Annotated in this window: 15 protein-coding genes; 4 read left to right on the top strand and 11 right to left on the bottom strand. The window is 60.6% G+C overall.

The window, feature by feature from the left end; all coding sequences use genetic code 11:
* Positions 1 to 3: 3 nt before the first annotated feature.
* From G7047_RS11230 to G7047_RS11220, 3 genes are all read right to left on the bottom strand, one after another.
* Positions 4 to 351 (bottom strand): RidA family protein, encoded by a 348-nt coding sequence (locus tag G7047_RS11230; protein WP_166305047.1) that lies wholly within the window; start codon positions 349 to 351, stop codon positions 4 to 6.
* 457 nt (positions 352 to 808) lie between these two features.
* Complete coding sequence (locus tag G7047_RS11225) at positions 809 to 1,600, bottom strand: MHYT domain-containing protein (protein ID WP_166305044.1); 792 nt, start codon at positions 1,598 to 1,600, stop codon at positions 809 to 811.
* A 496-nt stretch (positions 1,601 to 2,096) separates the two neighbouring features.
* Complete coding sequence (locus tag G7047_RS11220; RefSeq protein ID WP_166305041.1) at positions 2,097 to 2,558, bottom strand: MarR family winged helix-turn-helix transcriptional regulator; 462 nt, start codon at positions 2,556 to 2,558, stop codon at positions 2,097 to 2,099.
* Between the two features lie 154 nt (positions 2,559 to 2,712).
* Here G7047_RS11220 and G7047_RS11215 point away from each other — a divergent pair, with 154 nt between their 5' ends.
* Positions 2,713 to 3,645, top strand: coding sequence for a tripartite tricarboxylate transporter substrate binding protein (locus G7047_RS11215; RefSeq protein WP_166305038.1), 933 nt, complete (start codon positions 2,713 to 2,715; stop codon positions 3,643 to 3,645).
* A 62-nt stretch (positions 3,646 to 3,707) separates the two neighbouring features.
* Here the strand turns inward: G7047_RS11215 and argA are convergent, their stop codons facing one another.
* The 3 genes from argA to G7047_RS11200 all read right to left on the bottom strand — a co-directional run bounded on the left by argA (position 3,708) and on the right by G7047_RS11200 (position 7,992).
* Entirely contained in the window at positions 3,708 to 5,054 is a 1,347-nt protein-coding gene (argA, locus tag G7047_RS11210) for an amino-acid N-acetyltransferase (protein ID WP_166305035.1), read from the bottom strand.
* A gap of 201 nt (positions 5,055 to 5,255) precedes the next feature.
* The gene (locus G7047_RS11205; RefSeq protein WP_166305032.1) at positions 5,256 to 6,398 is read right to left on the bottom strand and encodes an acyltransferase; all 1,143 of its coding nucleotides are present in this window, start codon (positions 6,396 to 6,398) and stop codon (positions 5,256 to 5,258) included.
* Positions 6,399 to 7,131: 733 nt separating this feature from the next.
* Positions 7,132 to 7,992 carry an oxaloacetate decarboxylase gene (locus G7047_RS11200; RefSeq protein WP_166305029.1) on the bottom strand — a complete coding sequence of 287 codons (861 nt, stop codon included), beginning with the start codon at positions 7,990 to 7,992 and terminating at the stop codon, positions 7,132 to 7,134.
* 149 nt (positions 7,993 to 8,141) lie between these two features.
* Between G7047_RS11200 and prpR the strand changes: the two genes are divergently transcribed.
* Positions 8,142 to 10,112 carry a propionate catabolism operon regulatory protein PrpR gene (gene prpR, locus G7047_RS11195; protein WP_166305027.1) on the top strand — a complete coding sequence of 657 codons (1,971 nt, stop codon included), beginning with the start codon at positions 8,142 to 8,144 and terminating at the stop codon, positions 10,110 to 10,112.
* A 104-nt stretch (positions 10,113 to 10,216) separates the two neighbouring features.
* Here prpR and G7047_RS11190 read toward each other — a convergent pair whose 3' ends face one another.
* From G7047_RS11190 to G7047_RS11170, 5 genes are all read right to left on the bottom strand, one after another.
* Positions 10,217 to 10,630 (bottom strand): hypothetical protein, encoded by a 414-nt coding sequence (locus G7047_RS11190; RefSeq protein WP_166305024.1) that lies wholly within the window; start codon positions 10,628 to 10,630, stop codon positions 10,217 to 10,219.
* 324 nt (positions 10,631 to 10,954) lie between these two features.
* Positions 10,955 to 11,521: a 2'-5' RNA ligase family protein gene (locus tag G7047_RS11185; protein ID WP_166305021.1), complete on the bottom strand. Its 567-nt coding sequence runs from the start codon at positions 11,519 to 11,521 to the stop codon at positions 10,955 to 10,957.
* Positions 11,522 to 11,546: 25 nt separating this feature from the next.
* Positions 11,547 to 12,101, bottom strand: coding sequence for a hypothetical protein (locus G7047_RS11180; protein WP_166305018.1), 555 nt, complete (start codon positions 12,099 to 12,101; stop codon positions 11,547 to 11,549).
* A gap of 118 nt (positions 12,102 to 12,219) precedes the next feature.
* Positions 12,220 to 13,047: an IclR family transcriptional regulator gene (locus tag G7047_RS11175; RefSeq protein WP_166305014.1), complete on the bottom strand. Its 828-nt coding sequence runs from the start codon at positions 13,045 to 13,047 to the stop codon at positions 12,220 to 12,222.
* 89 nt (positions 13,048 to 13,136) lie between these two features.
* Positions 13,137 to 15,263 (bottom strand): acetate--CoA ligase family protein, encoded by a 2,127-nt coding sequence (locus G7047_RS11170; protein ID WP_371813863.1) that lies wholly within the window; start codon positions 15,261 to 15,263, stop codon positions 13,137 to 13,139.
* A 150-nt stretch (positions 15,264 to 15,413) separates the two neighbouring features.
* Between G7047_RS11170 and G7047_RS11165 the strand changes: the two genes are divergently transcribed.
* Positions 15,414 to 16,562: an acyl-CoA dehydrogenase family protein gene (locus G7047_RS11165; RefSeq protein ID WP_166305009.1), complete on the top strand. Its 1,149-nt coding sequence runs from the start codon at positions 15,414 to 15,416 to the stop codon at positions 16,560 to 16,562.
* Between the two features lie 13 nt (positions 16,563 to 16,575).
* On the top strand, positions 16,576 to 17,727 hold the full coding sequence (locus tag G7047_RS11160) for a thiolase family protein (protein WP_166305004.1): 1,152 nt from the start codon (positions 16,576 to 16,578) through the stop codon (positions 17,725 to 17,727).
* The last annotated feature ends 1 nt before the right edge of the window (position 17,728 follow it).

The following is a 17,728-nucleotide window of genomic DNA, read 5'->3' as shown; positions in this document are numbered from 1 at the left end:
GCCTCAGACGGTGGCGATCACGCCGATCTCGACGGTGTAGGGCGGGAAGGCGAGGGCCGATTCGACACAGGCTCGGGCGGGTGCGTTTTCTTCGGGAACCCAGGCGTCCCAGATGCCATTCATTTCATTGAAGGTCTGGTGGTCTGCCAGCCAGATCGTGGCCTGCACGATCTTCGTTTTGTCGCTGCCGGACTCGGCGAGCAGGGCGTCGATCTTGTCGAGGATCTGTTGGGTCTGACCGGCCACATTCAGCGATGTGTCGGTAGCGACCTGACCGGCCAGGAAGACAAAGCCATTGGCGATGACGGACTGGCTCATGCGGGCGTTGGTGTGAAGGCGCTTGATGCTCATGGAGGACTCCAGAAAAACAAAGAATTAACAAGAAAAACCATGCGCAATCCTGGCGGAAGATGGTCTGCGGAAAAGGCGCATGAAAACAGCACGCATCAGTGCAAAGTTTTCAATGAAGTCATTGATTTACGATGCAATTAATTAGTGTCTAAGTAAGTGTAGACAGTTATGAATAAAGTGATCAATACATATGTGTAGTGGTTTTCACTGAGTTGAGGTGAGATAGCAAAATGCGAGCCACTTTCAGGCACTCGAACGGTGCTGAACGCAGGTGGCTGTGCCCATGACTGGGGCGACGCATGCACCGCGATGGCGGGCGGACTGGTGACGAGCAGGAGCGGGGAGAACAAAAAAAGGGAGCGACGCACGAATGCACCGCTCCCACAGGAGATTTCACCACGCCGGGTCAGAGCCCGGGCTTCAGCGCCGCTAAAAGCGCTTGCTCAACTCGATTCAATCAATGCAGTCGCGATGTCGCGAATTCCTTGCGATTGCGCAGTGCGGAGTTGTCTTGGAAAGAGAGGAAGGCCAGATCGACCAGCAGCGCCACTGACATGCCTACGGCCAGCGTGATCACCATCATCGGCAGATCGAGCACGCTGATGATGTTGGCCCCCGTGGGAATCGCGCGGCGGTTCTCGGTGGTGCAGATGAATTCAGCGGCGCTCATGCCGGTGTAGTGCATGGCGCACACGGCAATCGCCATGATGAAAGCTGCTGTGATGCGCGTGCTCAGACTGCGGGTGTTGAATGCGAGCCAAAGGGCGGCTGTGGCCGCGACCAACGCGATCAGCACCGAGATGCCGACGCGTACGTAGTCCCACTGGAAATGGCCCGCAAAGCGCATACCGTACATGCCCAGATAGTGCATGACCACAGCCCCGAGTCCCAGTGTGGCTCCTGCGGTGAGCAGGCGTGGAAGACTGGTGGGGTTGAGAGCCACGAAGTGAAAGGCGAATCCGGAAATGGCGATGGCGGCGACCAGCGAGATCAGTGTCTCCCAGACGGAGTAGCCAAGGCCGACATCCATTCGCAGCGCGAGCATCGCGATGAAGTGCATGGACCATACACCGATGCCGCCCAAAGCTACGCCCGCACTGGCAACGCTGAAAAGGTAGGCTTGTCGATTCTTGGTATTGGGTCGCAGTCGGCCTGCCGAGAAAAGCGCAATGAAGGCGCCAATGACCGATATGACGTAAGACAGCACAACGAGATCCATGTTGTAGCTGGTATTGACCACTGTTCCCATATGTCACCTCTCACAAAAGAATCGAATAAAGGCTCGACGCTTCGAGACGAGGGTATCAAGGAAAACAGGCCACCGATCCCTGCGAAACGTTTGGACGCCTGTCAGGGTTTTAACAACTGGTTTCTTTTGTAGCCAATAGATTAAGTTGATTGAAATCAAATGAATGGCTTGTTGATTTCAATTCCTATTGCTGTATTTCGGAATTTGTGATCCTTAGTGGCGAGGCAAGTATTGACGTAGTCAAACCCGCGCCAAGCCTCATGTGCAGACGATTTTTCCGAGATAAAAACCGATTAGAAGACTCAACCAAATACCAGGGGTATTGACGATTTGTGTAGCGCAGTTGAATGTGTGAACAATTGTTTCAATTTATCGGCCATAGGGCCAGCTTGAGTGAAATCGCGTACCAGCGTGCACAAACCTGCAGCAATGCCGCAAGTGAGTGTTGACGTGGAAATGGAATTCAGGGGCACCTCTTAGGCGCCGAGTGCGCGTTTCAGGGGAGGGGGCTGCGATAGGCGATTTCACACAGCGCTTCTCTCAAAGTCTGCGCTTTCTCCTGACCCAATAGACGAGCATAATCGGCCTCGATTTGGTCTATGGCCTCATGCAATTTCATCATGTACTCCAGCCCTTTGGTGGAGAACTGAACCTTGAAGGCCCGCGCATCGGAGAGATCCTGCACGCGTGTGACAAGTCCCGTCGATTCGAGATCGCGAACGGCCTTGCCGGCGGCCTGTTTGCTGACCCCCATGCGACGCGCGAGCTCGGTGCCTCGTGTTCCCTCCAGATCAATGTACGGAAGCATTCCGCCCGCTGCGGGCGGCAGATCCTTGAGTTGATCCCCCATGACGGCGTGAAGCCGGGCGACAAAGTCCTTGCGAGCCAGCAAGAGCATGCGTCCGACGCCATAGCGGCGTTTTTGCCGCAGGTCATCCAATTGTTCTTTTGTGTGCATAGTTAAATAATATTATCTTGCAAAGATTCCTAAATTGAACATCGTTAATGCACTAAATTGACAAAAAATGATGACAGACAGAGAGGGGGAAGGGTTTATGAGAACGCGACTGCAGTCAAGGGGCCGAAACATTATTGCAACGCTGCTGTGCGGAATGGCTGTATTTCCTGCATCGGCGGCTTCGCCGCTGCCAGAGGAGTTCCCGTCGCAAAGCATCCGCATCGTTGTGCCATTCCCTGCGGGAGGGAGCACCGATGCCATCGCGCGCATTCTTGCTGAAGGCATGGCCAGGGAGCTGGGTCAACCCGTATACGTAGACAACCGCCCGGGCGCGTCCACTAACATAGGTTCCGACTATGTAGCCAAGTCCAAACCGGATGGCTATACGCTGTTGTTCGGTGGCAGCACGCTGGTCGTCAACAGCATCTTCGGGCCCAGACCATCGTTCGATCCGGACGATGCACTGACGTCGGTCAGCACCGTGGCGGAAGTACCGTTTGTGCTCGCGACCAATCCGGATGCACCATTTCGCACGCCGCGCGAGTTCATGGACGCCGCGCGGAGCGATCCAGGCAGATATTCGATTGCCAGTGCGCAGCTCGATACGTATGTGGAGAAACTCAAATTGGCTGCCAGTGTGGATGTTTTGCATGTGCCCTACAAGGGCGGGGCGCAGGCGGTGACGGACGCGATGTCGGGGCAGGTCGATTCGGCGTTCGCGCTGGTTCCGGTGCTGCTGCCACAACTGCAGTCGGGCAAGCTGCGCGCTCTGGGCATTTCATCGGCCAAGCGCCTGTTGCCTACCCTGCCGGATGTACCGACTTTTGTGGAGAGCGGTGTGAACTTCGTGATGACGATCTGGTATGGGTTGCAGGTGCCGTCCGAGATCGCAGGAGATCGTCTGGACCGACTGAACAAGACGGTCCGCAAGGTGGCTGACGCATCCGAGTTTGCAGCTCGACTGGCCGACATGGGGGCGCGCGCTGGCGGTAGCACGCCAAAAGTCATGGATAAGTTGCTCGCGCAGCAGCGAGCCGCATGGGAGGCCCTTGCCACCGCCCACCCTGAACTGGTCCAGAAGCCCTGATTTCTTGTCGGTGGTTACGCTGCCTTCGCTGGCTCGCCGCTTTCGGTGCGCGGGTCGTTGAATTACAGGTGCTTGACCAGCACCTGGCTCTTGCGGTCCCAGTTGTACTTTTTCTTGCGGGCCTCTGGCAGCCAGTCGGGGTCGACGGGCTGGAAGCCGCGTTTGATGAACCAGTGCATGGTGCGCGTAGTCAACACGAACAGAGTCTTGAGGCCCATGGCGCGGGCGCGCTGTTCGATACGCTTGAGCAGCTTTTCGCCGTCGCCCGTGCCTTGGCTCATGGGCGAGACGGTGACGGCGGCCATTTCGGCGGTGCTGGCTTCGGGGTAGGGATAGAACGCCGCACAGCCGAAGATCACACCGTCATGCTCAATCACGGTGTAGCTGGAGATGTCGCGCTCGATCTCGGTGCGGTCGCGCTTGACCAGTGTGCCGTCCTTCTCGAATGGCTCGATCAACTGGATGATGCCGCCCACGTCGTCAATGGTGGCCTCGCGCAGTTCTTCGAGCTTCTCGTCGATGATCATGGTGCCGATGCCGTCGTGCACATAGATTTCAAGCAGCAGCGAGCCGTCCACCGCAAACGGCAGGATGTGGCTGCGCTCGACGCCGTGTTCGCAGGCTCGCACGCAGTGCTGCAGGTAGAAGCCCACGTCAGCAGGTGATTGGGGCGGCGGCAACTGGGCCAGCAGCAGGCGCGCGGCGGCCAGCGGCAGTTCGGTGTCGATCGGGTTGTCGTCACTTTCGGGCTCCAGCGGCTTGACGAGAATGCCCGGAATTTCGCTGAGGAACAGCAGCTTGTCGGCATGCAGTTCGATGGCCACGCGCGTGGCGACTTCTTCCATGGTGAGGTTGAACGCCTCGCCGGTCGGAGAGAAGCCGAACGGTGAAATCAGCACCATGGCCTCGGATTCGAGGGTGCGCTTGATACCGTCGACGTCCACCTTGCGCACCAGACCGGAGTGCTTGAAGTTGACCCCGTCCACGATGCCCACAGGGCGTGCGGTGAGAAAATTACCGGAGATCACGCGCACGCGTGCATCGGCCATAGGTGTATTGGGCAGGCCCTGGCTGAAAGCAGCTTCGATCTCGTATCGCAGTTGACCAGCCGCCTCCTGTGCGCAGTCGAGCGCCACCTCGTCGGTGATGCGGATGCCGTGCGAGTACTGTGGCTCGTGGCCCTTGGCGCGCAGTTGTTCATTCACCTGGGGCCGAAAACCGTGCACCAGCACCAGCTTGACGCCCATGGCCTGGATCAACGCAAGGTCCTGCACGATGCCCTGCAGCTTGCCCGCCGCAATGGCCTCGCCCGTGATGCCCACCACAAAGGTCTGATGTCGGAACTTGTGGATATAGGGAGCCACGGACCGGAACCAGGGAACAAAGGTGAAATTGAAGACAGCGGACATGTTTTTGGCGTTGGCGAATGGCCTGCATTACCCGAAAAAAGCGAAGAAAAAGCGCTTGGCAGCTTTAGGGCTGCAAGCGCAGTGCGCAGTGTAGCGGCACTGCGCCTGCCTTGTGCACAGCGGGTGTTTCAGTTAACCGACAATTTTTGCCGCGATTACGCTTCGTCGGGGTGGTCCGCCCACCCCGACTGATCGGAGGAATCAGCGGTGGGGGCTTTGTACGGCCATCGCCAGATTGCCCGCCGAGCCATTTGCGCCGCCGTGCAGCCATGGTTCGACGCGGCCCGATGGCGTGGGTGCCCCCTTGGGCGCACGCTTGCCGTCACGCACACGCAACGCCCAGCGTTCGATCGTGTAGAAGGACAGGGCGGACAGTGCCATTGAAATGATCAATCCTGCGACCACCACCACTGGCCAGGAGAATTCTGCGCGCAGGTAGCGCACGACAGGGTAATGCCAGAGATACACGCCGTAAGAGAGCTTGCCCAATTTCAGCAGCGCGGGTGCGCAAAGCATCTCGTAGACTAGGCCGGACTGGCGCTGCACGGCCATCAGAACAACAAGTGCGGCGCACTCCACAATGGTGATGCCCCAGATCATCGCCTGCTGGTTGTCCCAAGCCATCTCCATGAGCAACGGAACTGCGAGTGGGAACCACATGAGATGCGCGAAGTTCTTCTTGATGTTTTGCGTGAAAGAGGGCTTTTCGAACATCAGTGCTGCCAGCAGCGCGCCTGCCAGCAAACCGGTGGCTCGGGTGTCGAAGCGAAAGAAGATCTCATAGAACTGCTGGCCTTGAAATACCCACATCACACGCCAGGCCCAGGCCATGATCCACAGCAACAAGATCGAGCGCCAGACCTTGCCCGGTGTGGCAAAACGCAGCAGCAACACGAGCAGCGGGGGCCAAATCAGATAGAAATGCTCCTCGATCGAGAGCGACCACATGTGCAGGATGGTGTCAGGACTGTCGAAGAACGCGATGCCGTAGTCGGCGAGATAGAGGATGGAGACGAGCGAGTCGGAATAGACATCGTTCAGGTCCGGCCAGATCATGGGCGCAAAGATGCAATAGGCCAGCAGGAAGAGAGCCAACGCAGGCATCAGTCGCCAGAAGCGACGCGCGTAGAAGCGCCAATAGTCCAGCTTGCCATTGTTGTTGAACTCGACAAGCAATAGAGAGGTGATCAGAAAGCCGCTGAGCACGAAGAACAGGTCTACGCCAAAGAACGCGCCGTCGAACAACGGCACATGGGCATGAGAAAGCAGCACCAGCAGGATCGCGACGCCACGCAGGCCGTCCAGGGCAGGGTTGTATTGAAGTTTGTATTCAGCTCCGGCCAAAACGCGGCACCTCCGTTCTGGGGGCGCCCACGAGTGGCGCCCATGATATGAGTCAGTTCAATCGGTTCATCGCCGCGCGTGCCGTGAGGCATCGATGATCTCGCAAGGCGGATGAGGATGGGTTGCTTGATGGCTCCGAAACGCAGCGCGTAGCACAATCCGTGAGCTTTGAGGACAGCCCGGGACCTATGAGTCCGTCAGGCTACAGAAGGCAATCAAAATGAACTGTCGGTAAAGAGTTTTATTTTAGACAATGTGAGCAGGCTACTACTACAAAATGTCAACCGACGTGAGGTGGTTTGTCAAAAAAATCCAAGCTTGGCACCTAGGGCCAAGATCGCTGGCTTTCAATTTTGAACATTCAAGACCTTGCGTTGACATCTTCAGCGACGCGGCTGACCGATTGGCGCTGCCGTCAGCGCGACGGGTGGCATTCCCGTCTTGATGCACCCGTACGGGTGTGTTCAGTCCATACTGACGTGGAGTCAAAGAAGAAGCGGATCTGCATCATGAGGCTTGGCCACGCCGCCGACTCGATGAGTCGGCGAGCGCAATGGTCCCAACGATTGGCTATTCGTCTGCAGGCCTGTGAAATGGGGCGCCGCTTTGTGATGAGGGAATATGTCACCGTCGGCTGACGCCTGATCTCCCTGTCATCTTGGTATTGCGGCAACAGGTTTTCTGCATCGTGGAGGTTCCGTTTATCTGCCGCTCAACGACGAGGCCAATTCGCTTACTCGTACTTCCTTTCCAGTTGATCCCAGAACGGCTTGTTCACCAGGCGCTGGCGCTCCGCGAATGGCGCGACCAGGTTCGGGTCTTCCTGTAGATGGTGCGAACGCTTGAGTTCGCCGAGTGCCTTCTGCATGCCGGCGAGGGCGCCTTGCAGTGCAGCATTGGCGTAGAGCACGATGGAAAAACCCATGTTGCCCAGCTCGTCGGTGGTGGCGATGGGGGTCTTGCCGCCGATCACCATGTTCATGAGCTGAGGCTGTTTCAGGCGTTGCGGCAGGGCACGGACCTGCTCCAGCGAGGTGACGGCTTCGACGAACAGAATATCGGCTCCCGCCTCTGCGAATTGCTGTGCGCGTTCGACAGCAGCGTCAAAACCGTGGATGGCTGCCGCGTCGGTGCGGGCCATGATCAGCGTTCCCTCCTCTCGGCGCGCGTCGACTGCAGCCTTGATCTTGCCCAGCATTTCGCTGGTCTCGATCACGGCCTTGCCATTGAAGTGGCCGCAGCGCTTGGGACTGACTTGGTCTTCGAGTTGGATGCAGTCCGCGCCTGCGCGCTCCAGCGTGCGCACTGCATGGTAGGTGTTGAGTGCATTGCCGAAGCCGGTGTCGGCGTCAACGATCAGCGGCAGATCGACGGCGTCGCGGATGCGCGCGGTGTGGTCTGCTATGTCGGTGAGGCCCATGAACGCTTGGTCTGGCAGGCCGAACCACATATTGGTCACGCCCGCACCGGTCACGTAGAGAGCCTTGAACCCGAGGTCGGCCACCACGCGCGCCGAAAGTGCATTGAAGGCGCCGGGTACCAGTACGCCTTTGCGTGCGTCGATCAGTTGTCGGAGTTGCTGTTTGGTATTCATGGAGTTGGCCAAAGTTGTTTCCTTGAGATGTGTTTGCCTTGGCATTGCAAGGGACATGCCACGCGGTTTGAGTGTGATTTGATGCGGCAGAGTGGGGCATATCGGGTTTTTATTCGTTGTATTGTTTCAAAAATGAAATAATCTGATTCATGAATGAAAAAAAATTGCCGCATATCGTCACCGTGGGACGACATCGCATTGGACACGTGATACAGGATGTCGCTCGGAGTTGGTCCGGCGCGGCGCGGGTGACGCACATCAGCGCCTCATTCGAGGACGCGGTCCGGGCCGTGCTCGCGCTCGATGAGAAGCGGGCCATCGATGCGCTGGTGGTGGCGGGCGCGAGTGGAGCTCATGTGCGTGAGCGCGTGGAGATTCCCGTGGCGATGGTCGAGGTGCGCGGGCTGGGATTGCTCGAGGCGCTGATGACTGCCAAGCAGCAGACCACGCCTGAGCGCCCGCGCGTGGGGTTGGTGTCGTTCGATGTGCCGTCCGTGCAACTCACGCAATTCGATGCGCTGTTTGGATTGGGCGTGGCGCAGTTCGTCTATCACGGAGCGGAGGATGCGGCGGATTGTGTACGGCAACTGCTCGCGGCCAAGGTGGGTGCGGTGGTGGCACCGGGGCTGGTGGCGGATCTGGCGCAGCAGGCGGGCATTCCCAGCGTGCTGCTCTATTCGGAGGCAGCGGTGCGTCAGGCGTTGGACGACGCCTTGCTGCTCGCGCGCCACCGACTGGCCGAGCGAGATCGGCATCAGTGGCTGGAGACGGTGCTCGGCGAGCTGCAGGACGGCGTGGTTGCCATCGACACGCAGGGGCGCATCCGCGCGCTCAACCAGCCGATGGCGGATCTGCTGGGCGCGCCAATGGCGTCGCTGCATGGGCAACTGTTGTCCCAGATCGCTCCCGCACTGATGCAGGGGCAGCCACTGCGTCTGCATGAAAGTTCGGAAGAGGTGGTTCACATTGCCACGCGCACTGCTATGCGCATGCTGGTATTGCGCCGCGCGCCGCTGATTGAGGGCGGGGTGGCGGCGGGCTCGCTGCTGATCTGTCGCGACCCGGCAGTGATCCAGCGGGCGGACAGGAGTCTTCGCGCCAATCAACGCCAGCGCGGGGCGGGGGTACGCTGGAGTCTCGATGAATTTCTGGGCAGTAGCGCTGTTGTTGTGCGCGCGCGCCAGCTTGCCCTGCAATACGCGGTCAGCGATTCGACGGTGCTGATTCTGGGCGAGAGCGGCACCGGCAAGGAGATGATCGCGCAGGGCATTCACCGCGCTAGTCGCCGTGCAGCCCAGCCGTTTCTGGCTGTGAACTGCGCGGCGCTGGCCGAGAGTTTGCTTGAGGCCGAGCTGTTTGGCTACGATGAGGGTGCTTTTACCGGCGCACGGCGCGGTGGAAAGACGGGGTTGGTCGAGGCGGCGCATACCGGAACGCTGTTTCTCGATGAAATTGGCGACATGCCACTCGCTCTGCAGTCGCGCTTGCTGCGGGTGCTGCAGGAGCGCGAAGTGATGCGCGTGGGCTCTACGACACCCGTTCCAGTGGATGTACGCGTGATCGCTGCCACGCATGCTGATCTGGCAGCTTTGGTGGAACGCGGCGAGTTCAGGCGCGATCTGTACTATCGATTGGCGGTGCTGCGGCTGCGTACGCCTTCGTTGGTCGAGCATGGCACAGCGGATGTTGCTGAGATGGCGCAGGCAATGCTGAGTCGGCACATCGAGATGGGCAAGATCCAGCGTGCAGAGGCGGCCGAATTGCAGAAGCTGCTGCGGCGCCTGCTGACCATGGCTGACGCCCATGTTTGGCCTGGAAACGTGCGCGAACTCGACAACTGGATCGAACGGCTGGTTGCCTGCCGGGAGTTTCTGCGCGAAGGATTGGATGAGACGGGGGACGCGCGTCTGCGCGAGGTCTTCCCGGAATGCGACGTCGCCCGGATCCACCCTCAGGAGCCGCCGAAGCAACAACAGGCAAGACTCAAGGAAACTCGCCAACAGGCAGAGCGCGAGCGTGTGCGTGAGGTGTTGGAGTCAGTGCAGGGTGATCAGACGCGCGCCTGCGAGATTCTGGGAGTGAGCCGTGCAACGCTTTGGCGTCGGCTCAAGCAAGGGTGATTGAACAATGTGACTCTGGCCGAATCTGGTCGGGGCCTATGAAGCGGTTGCACTCCAAGCGAACGTAGCCAAGCTGGCTGCGTTCGCTGAGTCTCAAAGCGTGTTCAAGGTTTTGCCGTGTGCCAAGCGTTGTTGAGCATACCGTCGCCGGTAGCGTCACCGGGCTTGGTGTCCTTGGCCCAAGTGTAGAGTGGACGGCCCTTGTAGGCCCACTGCTTGGTGCCATCGTCACGGGTGACGGGGCTCCAATCGGCGATGGGCTTGGCACCGCCAGGCGCAGCCAGCGGCGGCCAGTTGGTGGCGCATGTGCCGTTGCAGACACTTTTGCCCGAACCCACCACATCCTTGTCGAACACATACAGCGTCATCTGGTTGGGGCCGACAAGCACGCCGTTGAGAACCGTTGCTGGCGAAGGCGATGCCGACTGCGGTGGAGGCGGAGCATTGCTGGTCGATGTGGATGAGCAGGCCACGAGAAAGGATGAGGCGAGCAGTGCGGACAGAAGAATTTTGGTCATGGATGATTCCTTTGCTGGAAAGCTTTTTGCCGATGAAAGCGTGACAAAAAAGCAGTCTCGCCTCTTTCAGGAAGTGCGGCTGTAACCTTTGGTGCTGCGGGCGTGTAGGCCGTGGAGTACACGGGTGTACTTACCATGTATGGTGAGTCATTGTGAGAGATGCTTGGCTGGTAGCATGGGGCCGTGAGCCGCGCTTTTTTCAATCCATCAGGACGCACGCCATGCCCCGCATCATGACTCTTCTCGCGATCATCGGCATCGTTGCCGCGTGCTATTTCACTTGGCGCTACGGCGCTATGGGGTGAGCTGATCCGTCTGCAGGCTTCAACTGAATAGCGACCCTTGCTGCCAGCCGCTGTTGCGCGGCATGAGGACGAGTTTCCAGCGTTTGATGATCTTGTAAGACCATTCGTTTCCCGTGCCGGAGCGCTCGGCAAGTGCGAATTCATGGATCACCCAGTCAATGGGAGCGATGTCCAGCGGCGGCAAGCCTTCGCGGGCGTTGTAGCTGATGGTGATGTGCGGGCGATGCCCACTGTCGGGGGCGAGACCTCGTCTGGTGACCTGATCCTTCAAGATCGCGAGCACATCATCAAACGCATGTGGGCGACCGCGAGCGAAGAACGACCAATGGATGCGGTCTCCTTCTTCGGCGCGAAGGCGGTTGAGAGACAAGGTGAATGCAGGGAGTTGCGCTTGCTCCAGCGCATCGCCAGCTTTAAACAACGCGTTCATCACCTCCTCGCTTGCGTCATAGGGGCCACACAAGGTCTGATGCCAATTGCGGGCTGGAAACATCCTGCCGGCGAGGCGTGTTTCCAATTCAAGCTCGGTCACCGCGCCGAAAAGGCGCTCCAAAGCCGCCCCCGTGGGCTGCGCAAAGATCAGCATGCGCGAGGGGCTCATGGAGCAAACGTCAGCAATTGACCTGCCCGGTCACATTGCTGCCAATGGACTGGAAGGCGATGCCCCGGTTGCAGCTCAGGCCGTTGCGGACGGTGGAGTCGGTGATTTTCAGAACGCGCGAATTGTCCTTGAGCGTCATCGAGTCACCAACGTTCGATCCGGATAGTTCGACAGTCTTGGCGCCGGACAACATGATCGCTGCGCCCGACACGCTCGTGTCGGTGAGCTTCACGTTGTCTACGCCATTGGTGATGAGAATGCCCTTGCCCAGATTGCTGCCCTGTGCGTCCAGCATCTTGACCTTGTCGCCGCTAAGCGATCCCAAGAGGGTGTTGTGCGTGATGATCAGCGTCGATCCTGGCTGGATGGTCACATTGCCCTCGATGCGGCTGCCCTGAATGCTGCAGGTGCCTTGCACTGAAATGTCACCTTTGACCGAGCTGTCCTTGATGCTGCTGGAGCAGGTTTGGGCGGCATTGGCGGATGACAGGGGTGTCAGCGCGGCCAATGTGATAGTCAGCGCTGAGGCCATTGCAGCGAGAGCGTCATGGGCGTTGCGAATCATGTGGCTTCCTTCTCAATGCATTGAAAATGGCGACCATCCTGATGGTGTCGATTGATTTTGAAGGAGTCGTGACAGGCTCGGGTAAGCAGACGTGTCAGTTGGAAGGCAATGGTCGACATCAGGCTCCGGAATTGGCTTGAAGCGGTAAGGCCTTGTCGGTCCACAGCTCCGTCACCGTGCCGCCCGACAGCGCCCGCGTCGCCTCGAGACAGCGCTCGCGCAGGTCTTCGGAGAGTGCCTGCAGCGATGCATCCGAGAACTGCGTCGAAAAGCCCACCGCGCTCACTGCCATCACGGGGCGCTTCTGGGTGTCAAGAATCGGGGATGACACGGTCAGCACGCCTTTGACGAAGTTGCCTTTGTCCACCGCATAGCCATGGGCGCGCACATGTTCTACATCACGCATGTAGGCCTCGAAGCTCGGACCGTCTTCCCAGCGCAGCTCGCTCAGCTTGCGGCGCAGCTCCAGTACGGAGAGGCCCGAGTGCGCGGCCATGCAGCGGCCAAGGGCGGCGATGTACATCGGCAAACGCTGGCCGATGCTCATATGGATGCGCATGGTGGACGTGCTTTCGGCCAGATCGACCAGCACCACGCGCTCGTCGCGGATGCGTTGCCACAGCGTGAGCGTGAGGTTGTGGCGCGAGGCCAGCTCCTGCAGATGCGGACGCATGAGGCGCGCGTAGGTGGCTTTTTCGAGCGAGCCCTTGGCCAGCTCAACGAGGCCGAGGCCGATGCTGTAGGTCTTGGTGCCTTCGTCGAAAGTCACGAGGCGTTCGTGCACCAGCGTCTTGAGCAGGTTGAAGCAGGTGCTGGCGTTGAGCTCCAGATCCTTGGCGATGCGCGAGACGCCGTGCGGAGTCTGCGCGCTTGCGAGGTAGCGCAGGACCTTGAGTCCTGAGCTGAGTGCACCCACCAGTTTTTCGGGAGGGGATGTGTCTGTCATGTGGAGCTCGAACGAATGTGTGGGGGCGAAGACCGGCGCGGAGCCGCGTTCTTCGTTTGCCGCAAATTCTAGCAACGCGTGAGTCGGCATCAGACGGGGCCTTTCATCGGCGTGATCAGCGCGTCGAGCGCAAAGACTTCGCTGCCGCGAATCGCGAGCGGATTGATCTCGACCTCGCGCAGATGCTGTCCTTTGAACCATTCGCAGAGCTGGTGAATGTGCGACGCGAGCGCATCCATGTCGGCTCCTGGCTTGCCGCGAAAGCCGCGCAGCAGCTTGGCGCAGCGCAGTCGGCCCAGCGCCTGCTGGATGTCTTCGGCCGTCACGGGCAGCAGCAAGTTGACCACGTCCGGGTCGAGCTCGGCCTCCACGCCGCCGCGCGCGATCGTCAGCACCGGGCCGAAGCGCGCGTCTCGGCGCAGGCCGAGAAGCAGTTCATGATCGAACGGCAGCATCTGCTCGGCGAGTACACCCTGCACCGACAGCCCAAGTTCTTTGCCAAGCGCGAGCAGGCGCTGCGTCGCGGCCTGTAGCGCGGCTTTGTCCGCTATGCGCAGTATCACGCCGCCCGCATCGCTCTTGTGCAGCAGCTCGGCCGATTGCAGCTTGGCGACGACGGGGTAGGCCAGGCCGCCGGGCACGGCGTCGCTTTCTTTCAGTAGCACCCCCAAGGGCATGGCGATGGCCGATTGCGCGGCGAGCAGTTGCTTGCCATCCCATTCGGAAAGCGTGGCGGCGTTCTGGCCATCGTCGTGGATGGATGCGAGCGGCGCGGCTTCAGGATGGCGTGCGATGGCGGTGCGTGTGATGGCGGTCTGCAGGCAGCGCGACATGGCGCTCGTGGCCTGCGGGATGTCGAGGAACACCGGAATGCCCACGGCTTCGAGCGCCTGGATGCTGGACTCGAGCGCGCCCACCCAGATCACGATGATGGGGCAGTGCACCTGCTTGCGGGCCTCGGACAATGCTTCGACAAATGCGTCGGCAATGCTGTGCATCATGCCGATGAAGAGCACGATGCCGTGGGTGTCCTTGTCGGCCGCCAGACACTGCATGGCGCGGCCGATCATGGGGGTGTCGTTGAGCACGTTGCCCGTGATGTCCAGCGGATTGGCGGGGTGCACAAAGCTTGGCAGCACCGGAACGAGGGATTGCGCCACATCGGTTTTCAGCGGCGGTAGCACCAGCCCGCGAGGTTCACAGGCGTCGGCGATGAGCACGCCCGCACCGCCCGAGACCGTCATCACCGCGAGCTTGGGGCCGAGCGGCGTGGCCTTGTGCAGCAGCAGGCGTGCGACGTCCATCATCTCGGTGAGGCTGGCCACGCGCAGCGCGCCGTGCTGGGCGAGGCAGGCGTCATACAGCGCATCGTCGCCCGCGAGCGCGCCGGTGTGGGACGCTGCTGCTGCTGCACCGGCGCTGGAGCTTCCGGCCTTGATCGCCACCACCGGCTTGCCCGCACGCGCGGCGCGGTCCAGCGCGTTGCGGAAGGCGGCGGTGCGGCGGATGTCCTCGATGTAGAGGCCGATGACTTCGGTGTGCGGATCGTCGACCAGAAAGTCGATGGCCTCGGCCGCGTCCACATCGCACTCATTGCCGGTGGTGATCCAGTGGCTGAAGCCGATGCCGCTCGCCAGAACGATGTCCATCCAGTACGCGCCGAGCGCGCCACTCTGGCTCACGAACGAGAAGCGGCCCTGGCGCAGCGCATGGGTCTCCAGCGCTGTGGTGAAAGTGGCGATCAGGCCCGAGCGGCTGTTGGCGACGCCAAGGCAGTTCGGGCCGACGATGGCCACGCCGTGCTCCTGCGCCAACTGGGTGAGTCGGAGCTGCAGCGCGCGACCGGCCTCATTGAGTTCCGCAAAGCCCGACGAAAAGATCACGAATGCCTTCACGCCCGCCGCGATACCTTCGCGCACGGCAGGCTCCACGTTGGCGGCAGCGGTGCCGATGATGGCCAGATCCACCGGCTTGCCGATGGCCGCGATGCTGGCGTAGCAGGGCAGGCCCTGCACTTCGGTACGGCCCGGGTTCACCGGGTAGATCGCGCCCGTGTAGCCACGGGCGCGCATATAGGCGATGGGGCGACCAGTGATCTTGCCGGGATCGGCGCTCGCCCCCACGACCGCCACGCTGCGGGCATTGAGCAGGGCATCAAGACGGTGCGTGCCGGTTTTCACAGAGGAGGTTACTGGGTTGGAAGTGTTGGAGCTCACGATGCAATCCGTTCGTAATGAAGAAATGTTTTTCCTTTTATGAATTAGAAATCCGATGTATTGTTTGTAAAAACAGGGTTTACCCTATTTATTTGTGGTTTTCTTTTGGAATAAATTCTCTACCAAGAAAACTTTTTTAGAGATTCCATCATGTCCCTGAACTTTGGTTTTTCGCCCGAACACGAAGCGGTTCGCGACACCGTGCGCCGACTGTGCCGCGAGGAGTTGGCTCCGCTGGTCGAGGCGGCAGAAGAAAATGAATCCTTTCCCAAGCATGTGTTCAAGCGCTGGGGTGAGCTGGGTCTGCTGGGTGTGCGCTATCCCGAGGCCGATGGCGGCACCGGCATGGACAAGGTGAGCGACTGCATCGTCCGCGAGGAGCTGAGCTACATGAGCCAGGCCTTCGCGACCAGCTGGTCCGCGCAGTCGCATCTGTCGATCTGGCCCATCTGGAAGATCGGCACCGAGAGCCAGAAGGAGCGCTTCTTCCGCCCCGCGCTCGCGGGCGACAAGATCGCGGGCTTTGCACTGTCCGAGCCCGATGGCGGCTCCAACATCCGCGCCATGAAGACCAAGGCCGAGAAGGTGGATGGCGGCTGGAGGCTCAGCGGCAGCAAGCTCTACATTACCAACGCGCCGATTGCCGACTTTCTGATGGTGGCCGCGCGCACTTCGCCTGAGCTCAAGACCGATGCGATCAGTCTGTTCATTGTCGAGCTGCCGCACAAGGGCTTTGACATCCACAAGCTCAAGAAAGAAGGCATCCGAGGCTCCGAGACAGCGCTCATTCATATAGAAGACGCCTTCGTGCCCGACGACTGCTTGGTCGGCGAACGCACCGGCACCTATCCCGTGCTGCTCGAATGCCTGAGCGAAAACCGCGTCGGCGTGGCCGCCAATGCGCTGGGCATGGCGCGTGCGGCGTTCGATGCGGCCAAGGCGTTTGCGGACGACCGCATCGTCGCGGGCAAGCGCATCGGCGACTACCAGGCCGTGGCCCACAAGCTGGCCGACATGTCGGCGCAGATCGAGGCCGCGAAGTGGATGGTGTACTACGGCGCGTGGATGGTCGATCAGGACCGGCTCGACGCCGCCACTGCCGCGCGCGTCAAGCTCACAGCCACCGAGACCGCGCTGGCGGTGAGCGAGCAGGCGATCCGTATCCACGGAGGCGCGGGCATCATGCGCGAATACCCGGTCGGCCGCATTCACCGCGACGCGTTTGTCTACGTGATCGGTGAGGGAACGAGCGACATCCAGCGCAACATCATCGCGCGCGATCTGGGCTTCAAGCCATAAGGCGGGCGCAGCAATGACGATGAACGCATTCATCACTGGCGTGTATGACACCGCCGTCGGCGATCTGCCGGGCAGCAGCTGCATGGCGCTGCATGCCGAGGCCGCCATCGGTGCGGTGGCCGACGCGGGGCTCCGGCTCTCCGACATCGACGGCGTGCTCTGCGCCTACTCGTTCACCGAGCCGCATCTGATGCTGGCGTCGGTGTTCTGTGAATATCTGGGCATTCACCCCGGCACCTGTCTGGCGATCCAGGCGGGCGGGGCGAGTGCTTGCATCATGATCATGAACGCCGCCGCACTGGTGGCGAGCGGCCAGTGCAAGCATGTGCTGGTGGTCACGGGCGACAACCGATTGACGGGTCTGTCGCGCGACGGTGCGGTCGCCGCGCTGTCCGAGGTGGGGCATCCGCAGTTCGAGCGGCCTTTCGGCATCAGCGTGCCAGCTTCTTACGGGTTGGTCGCCAAGCACTACATGCACCAGTACGGCGTGACGTCCGAGCAGCTCGCGGCCATTGCGGTCGAGCATCGTCGCCACGCGGGCCGTCATCCCAAGGCGCAAAAGCGCGAGCCGATCACCGTAGCCGATGTGCTGGCCTCCAAGATGATCGCTGATCCGCTGCACATGCTGGACTGCTGCTTGATCTCGGACGGTGGCGCAGCGCTGGTGATCAGCAGCCGCGACGCGGCGCGTGACACCAAGGCCAAAGCGGTGGAGATTCTCGGGGCGGGCCAGGGCCACACGCACGAACACATCATCGCCGCGCCGAGTCTGGTCGATTTCGGCTGCAAGACATCGTCGGCCACCGCGTTTGCCCGGGCCGGGGTGAAGGCGGGCGACATCGATGTGGCGCAGATCTACGACTCGTTCACGATCACGCTGGCGGTGGAACTCGAATCCATCGGCTTCTTCGAGCGCGGCGAGGCGGGCATCGCGGCTGCGGCGGGCGAGCTGTGCCTTGGCGGCAAGCTGCCCTGCAACACGCATGGCGGGCTGATGTCGTATGCGCATTCGGGCGCGGCGGGCGGCATGTTCCATGCGGTCGAGGCAGTGCACCAACTGCGCGGCAACGCGGATGCGCGGCAGGTGAACGATGCCAAGCTGGCCTTTGTGCACGGCGACGGCGGCATTCTGTCGGCCCATTGTTCTCTGGTGCTGGGAGTCTGAG

It is taken from the genome of Diaphorobacter sp. HDW4A, assembly GCF_011305995.1.
Taxonomy (GTDB): Bacteria; Pseudomonadota; Gammaproteobacteria; order Burkholderiales; family Burkholderiaceae_C; genus Diaphorobacter_A.
Note: the sequence above shows the minus strand (reverse complement) of the source record. Positions and strands in the feature narration are given on the sequence as shown.

Bases quoted from the DNA above. Each gene is read 5' to 3' on its own strand.
- G7047_RS11230 (WP_166305047.1), bottom strand. From the start codon at position 351: ATGAGCATCAAGCGCCTTCACACCAACGCCCGCATGAGCCAGTCCGTC.
- G7047_RS11225 (WP_166305044.1), bottom strand. From the start codon at position 1,600: ATGGGAACAGTGGTCAATACCAGCTACAACATGGATCTCGTTGTGCTG.
- G7047_RS11220 (WP_166305041.1), bottom strand. From the start codon at position 2,558: ATGCACACAAAAGAACAATTGGATGACCTGCGGCAAAAACGCCGCTAT.
- G7047_RS11215 (WP_166305038.1), top strand. From the start codon at position 2,713: ATGGCTGTATTTCCTGCATCGGCGGCTTCGCCGCTGCCAGAGGAGTTC.
- argA (WP_166305035.1), bottom strand. From the start codon at position 5,054: ATGTCCGCTGTCTTCAATTTCACCTTTGTTCCCTGGTTCCGGTCCGTG.
- G7047_RS11200 (WP_166305029.1), bottom strand. From the start codon at position 7,992: ATGAATACCAAACAGCAACTCCGACAACTGATCGACGCACGCAAAGGC.
- prpR (WP_166305027.1), top strand. From the start codon at position 8,142: ATGAATGAAAAAAAATTGCCGCATATCGTCACCGTGGGACGACATCGC.
- G7047_RS11190 (WP_166305024.1), bottom strand. From the start codon at position 10,630: ATGACCAAAATTCTTCTGTCCGCACTGCTCGCCTCATCCTTTCTCGTG.
- G7047_RS11185 (WP_166305021.1), bottom strand. From the start codon at position 11,521: ATGCTGATCTTTGCGCAGCCCACGGGGGCGGCTTTGGAGCGCCTTTTC.
- G7047_RS11180 (WP_166305018.1), bottom strand. From the start codon at position 12,101: ATGATTCGCAACGCCCATGACGCTCTCGCTGCAATGGCCTCAGCGCTG.
- G7047_RS11175 (WP_166305014.1), bottom strand. From the start codon at position 13,047: ATGACAGACACATCCCCTCCCGAAAAACTGGTGGGTGCACTCAGCTCA.
- G7047_RS11165 (WP_166305009.1), top strand. From the start codon at position 15,414: ATGTCCCTGAACTTTGGTTTTTCGCCCGAACACGAAGCGGTTCGCGAC.
- G7047_RS11160 (WP_166305004.1), top strand. From the start codon at position 16,576: ATGACGATGAACGCATTCATCACTGGCGTGTATGACACCGCCGTCGGC.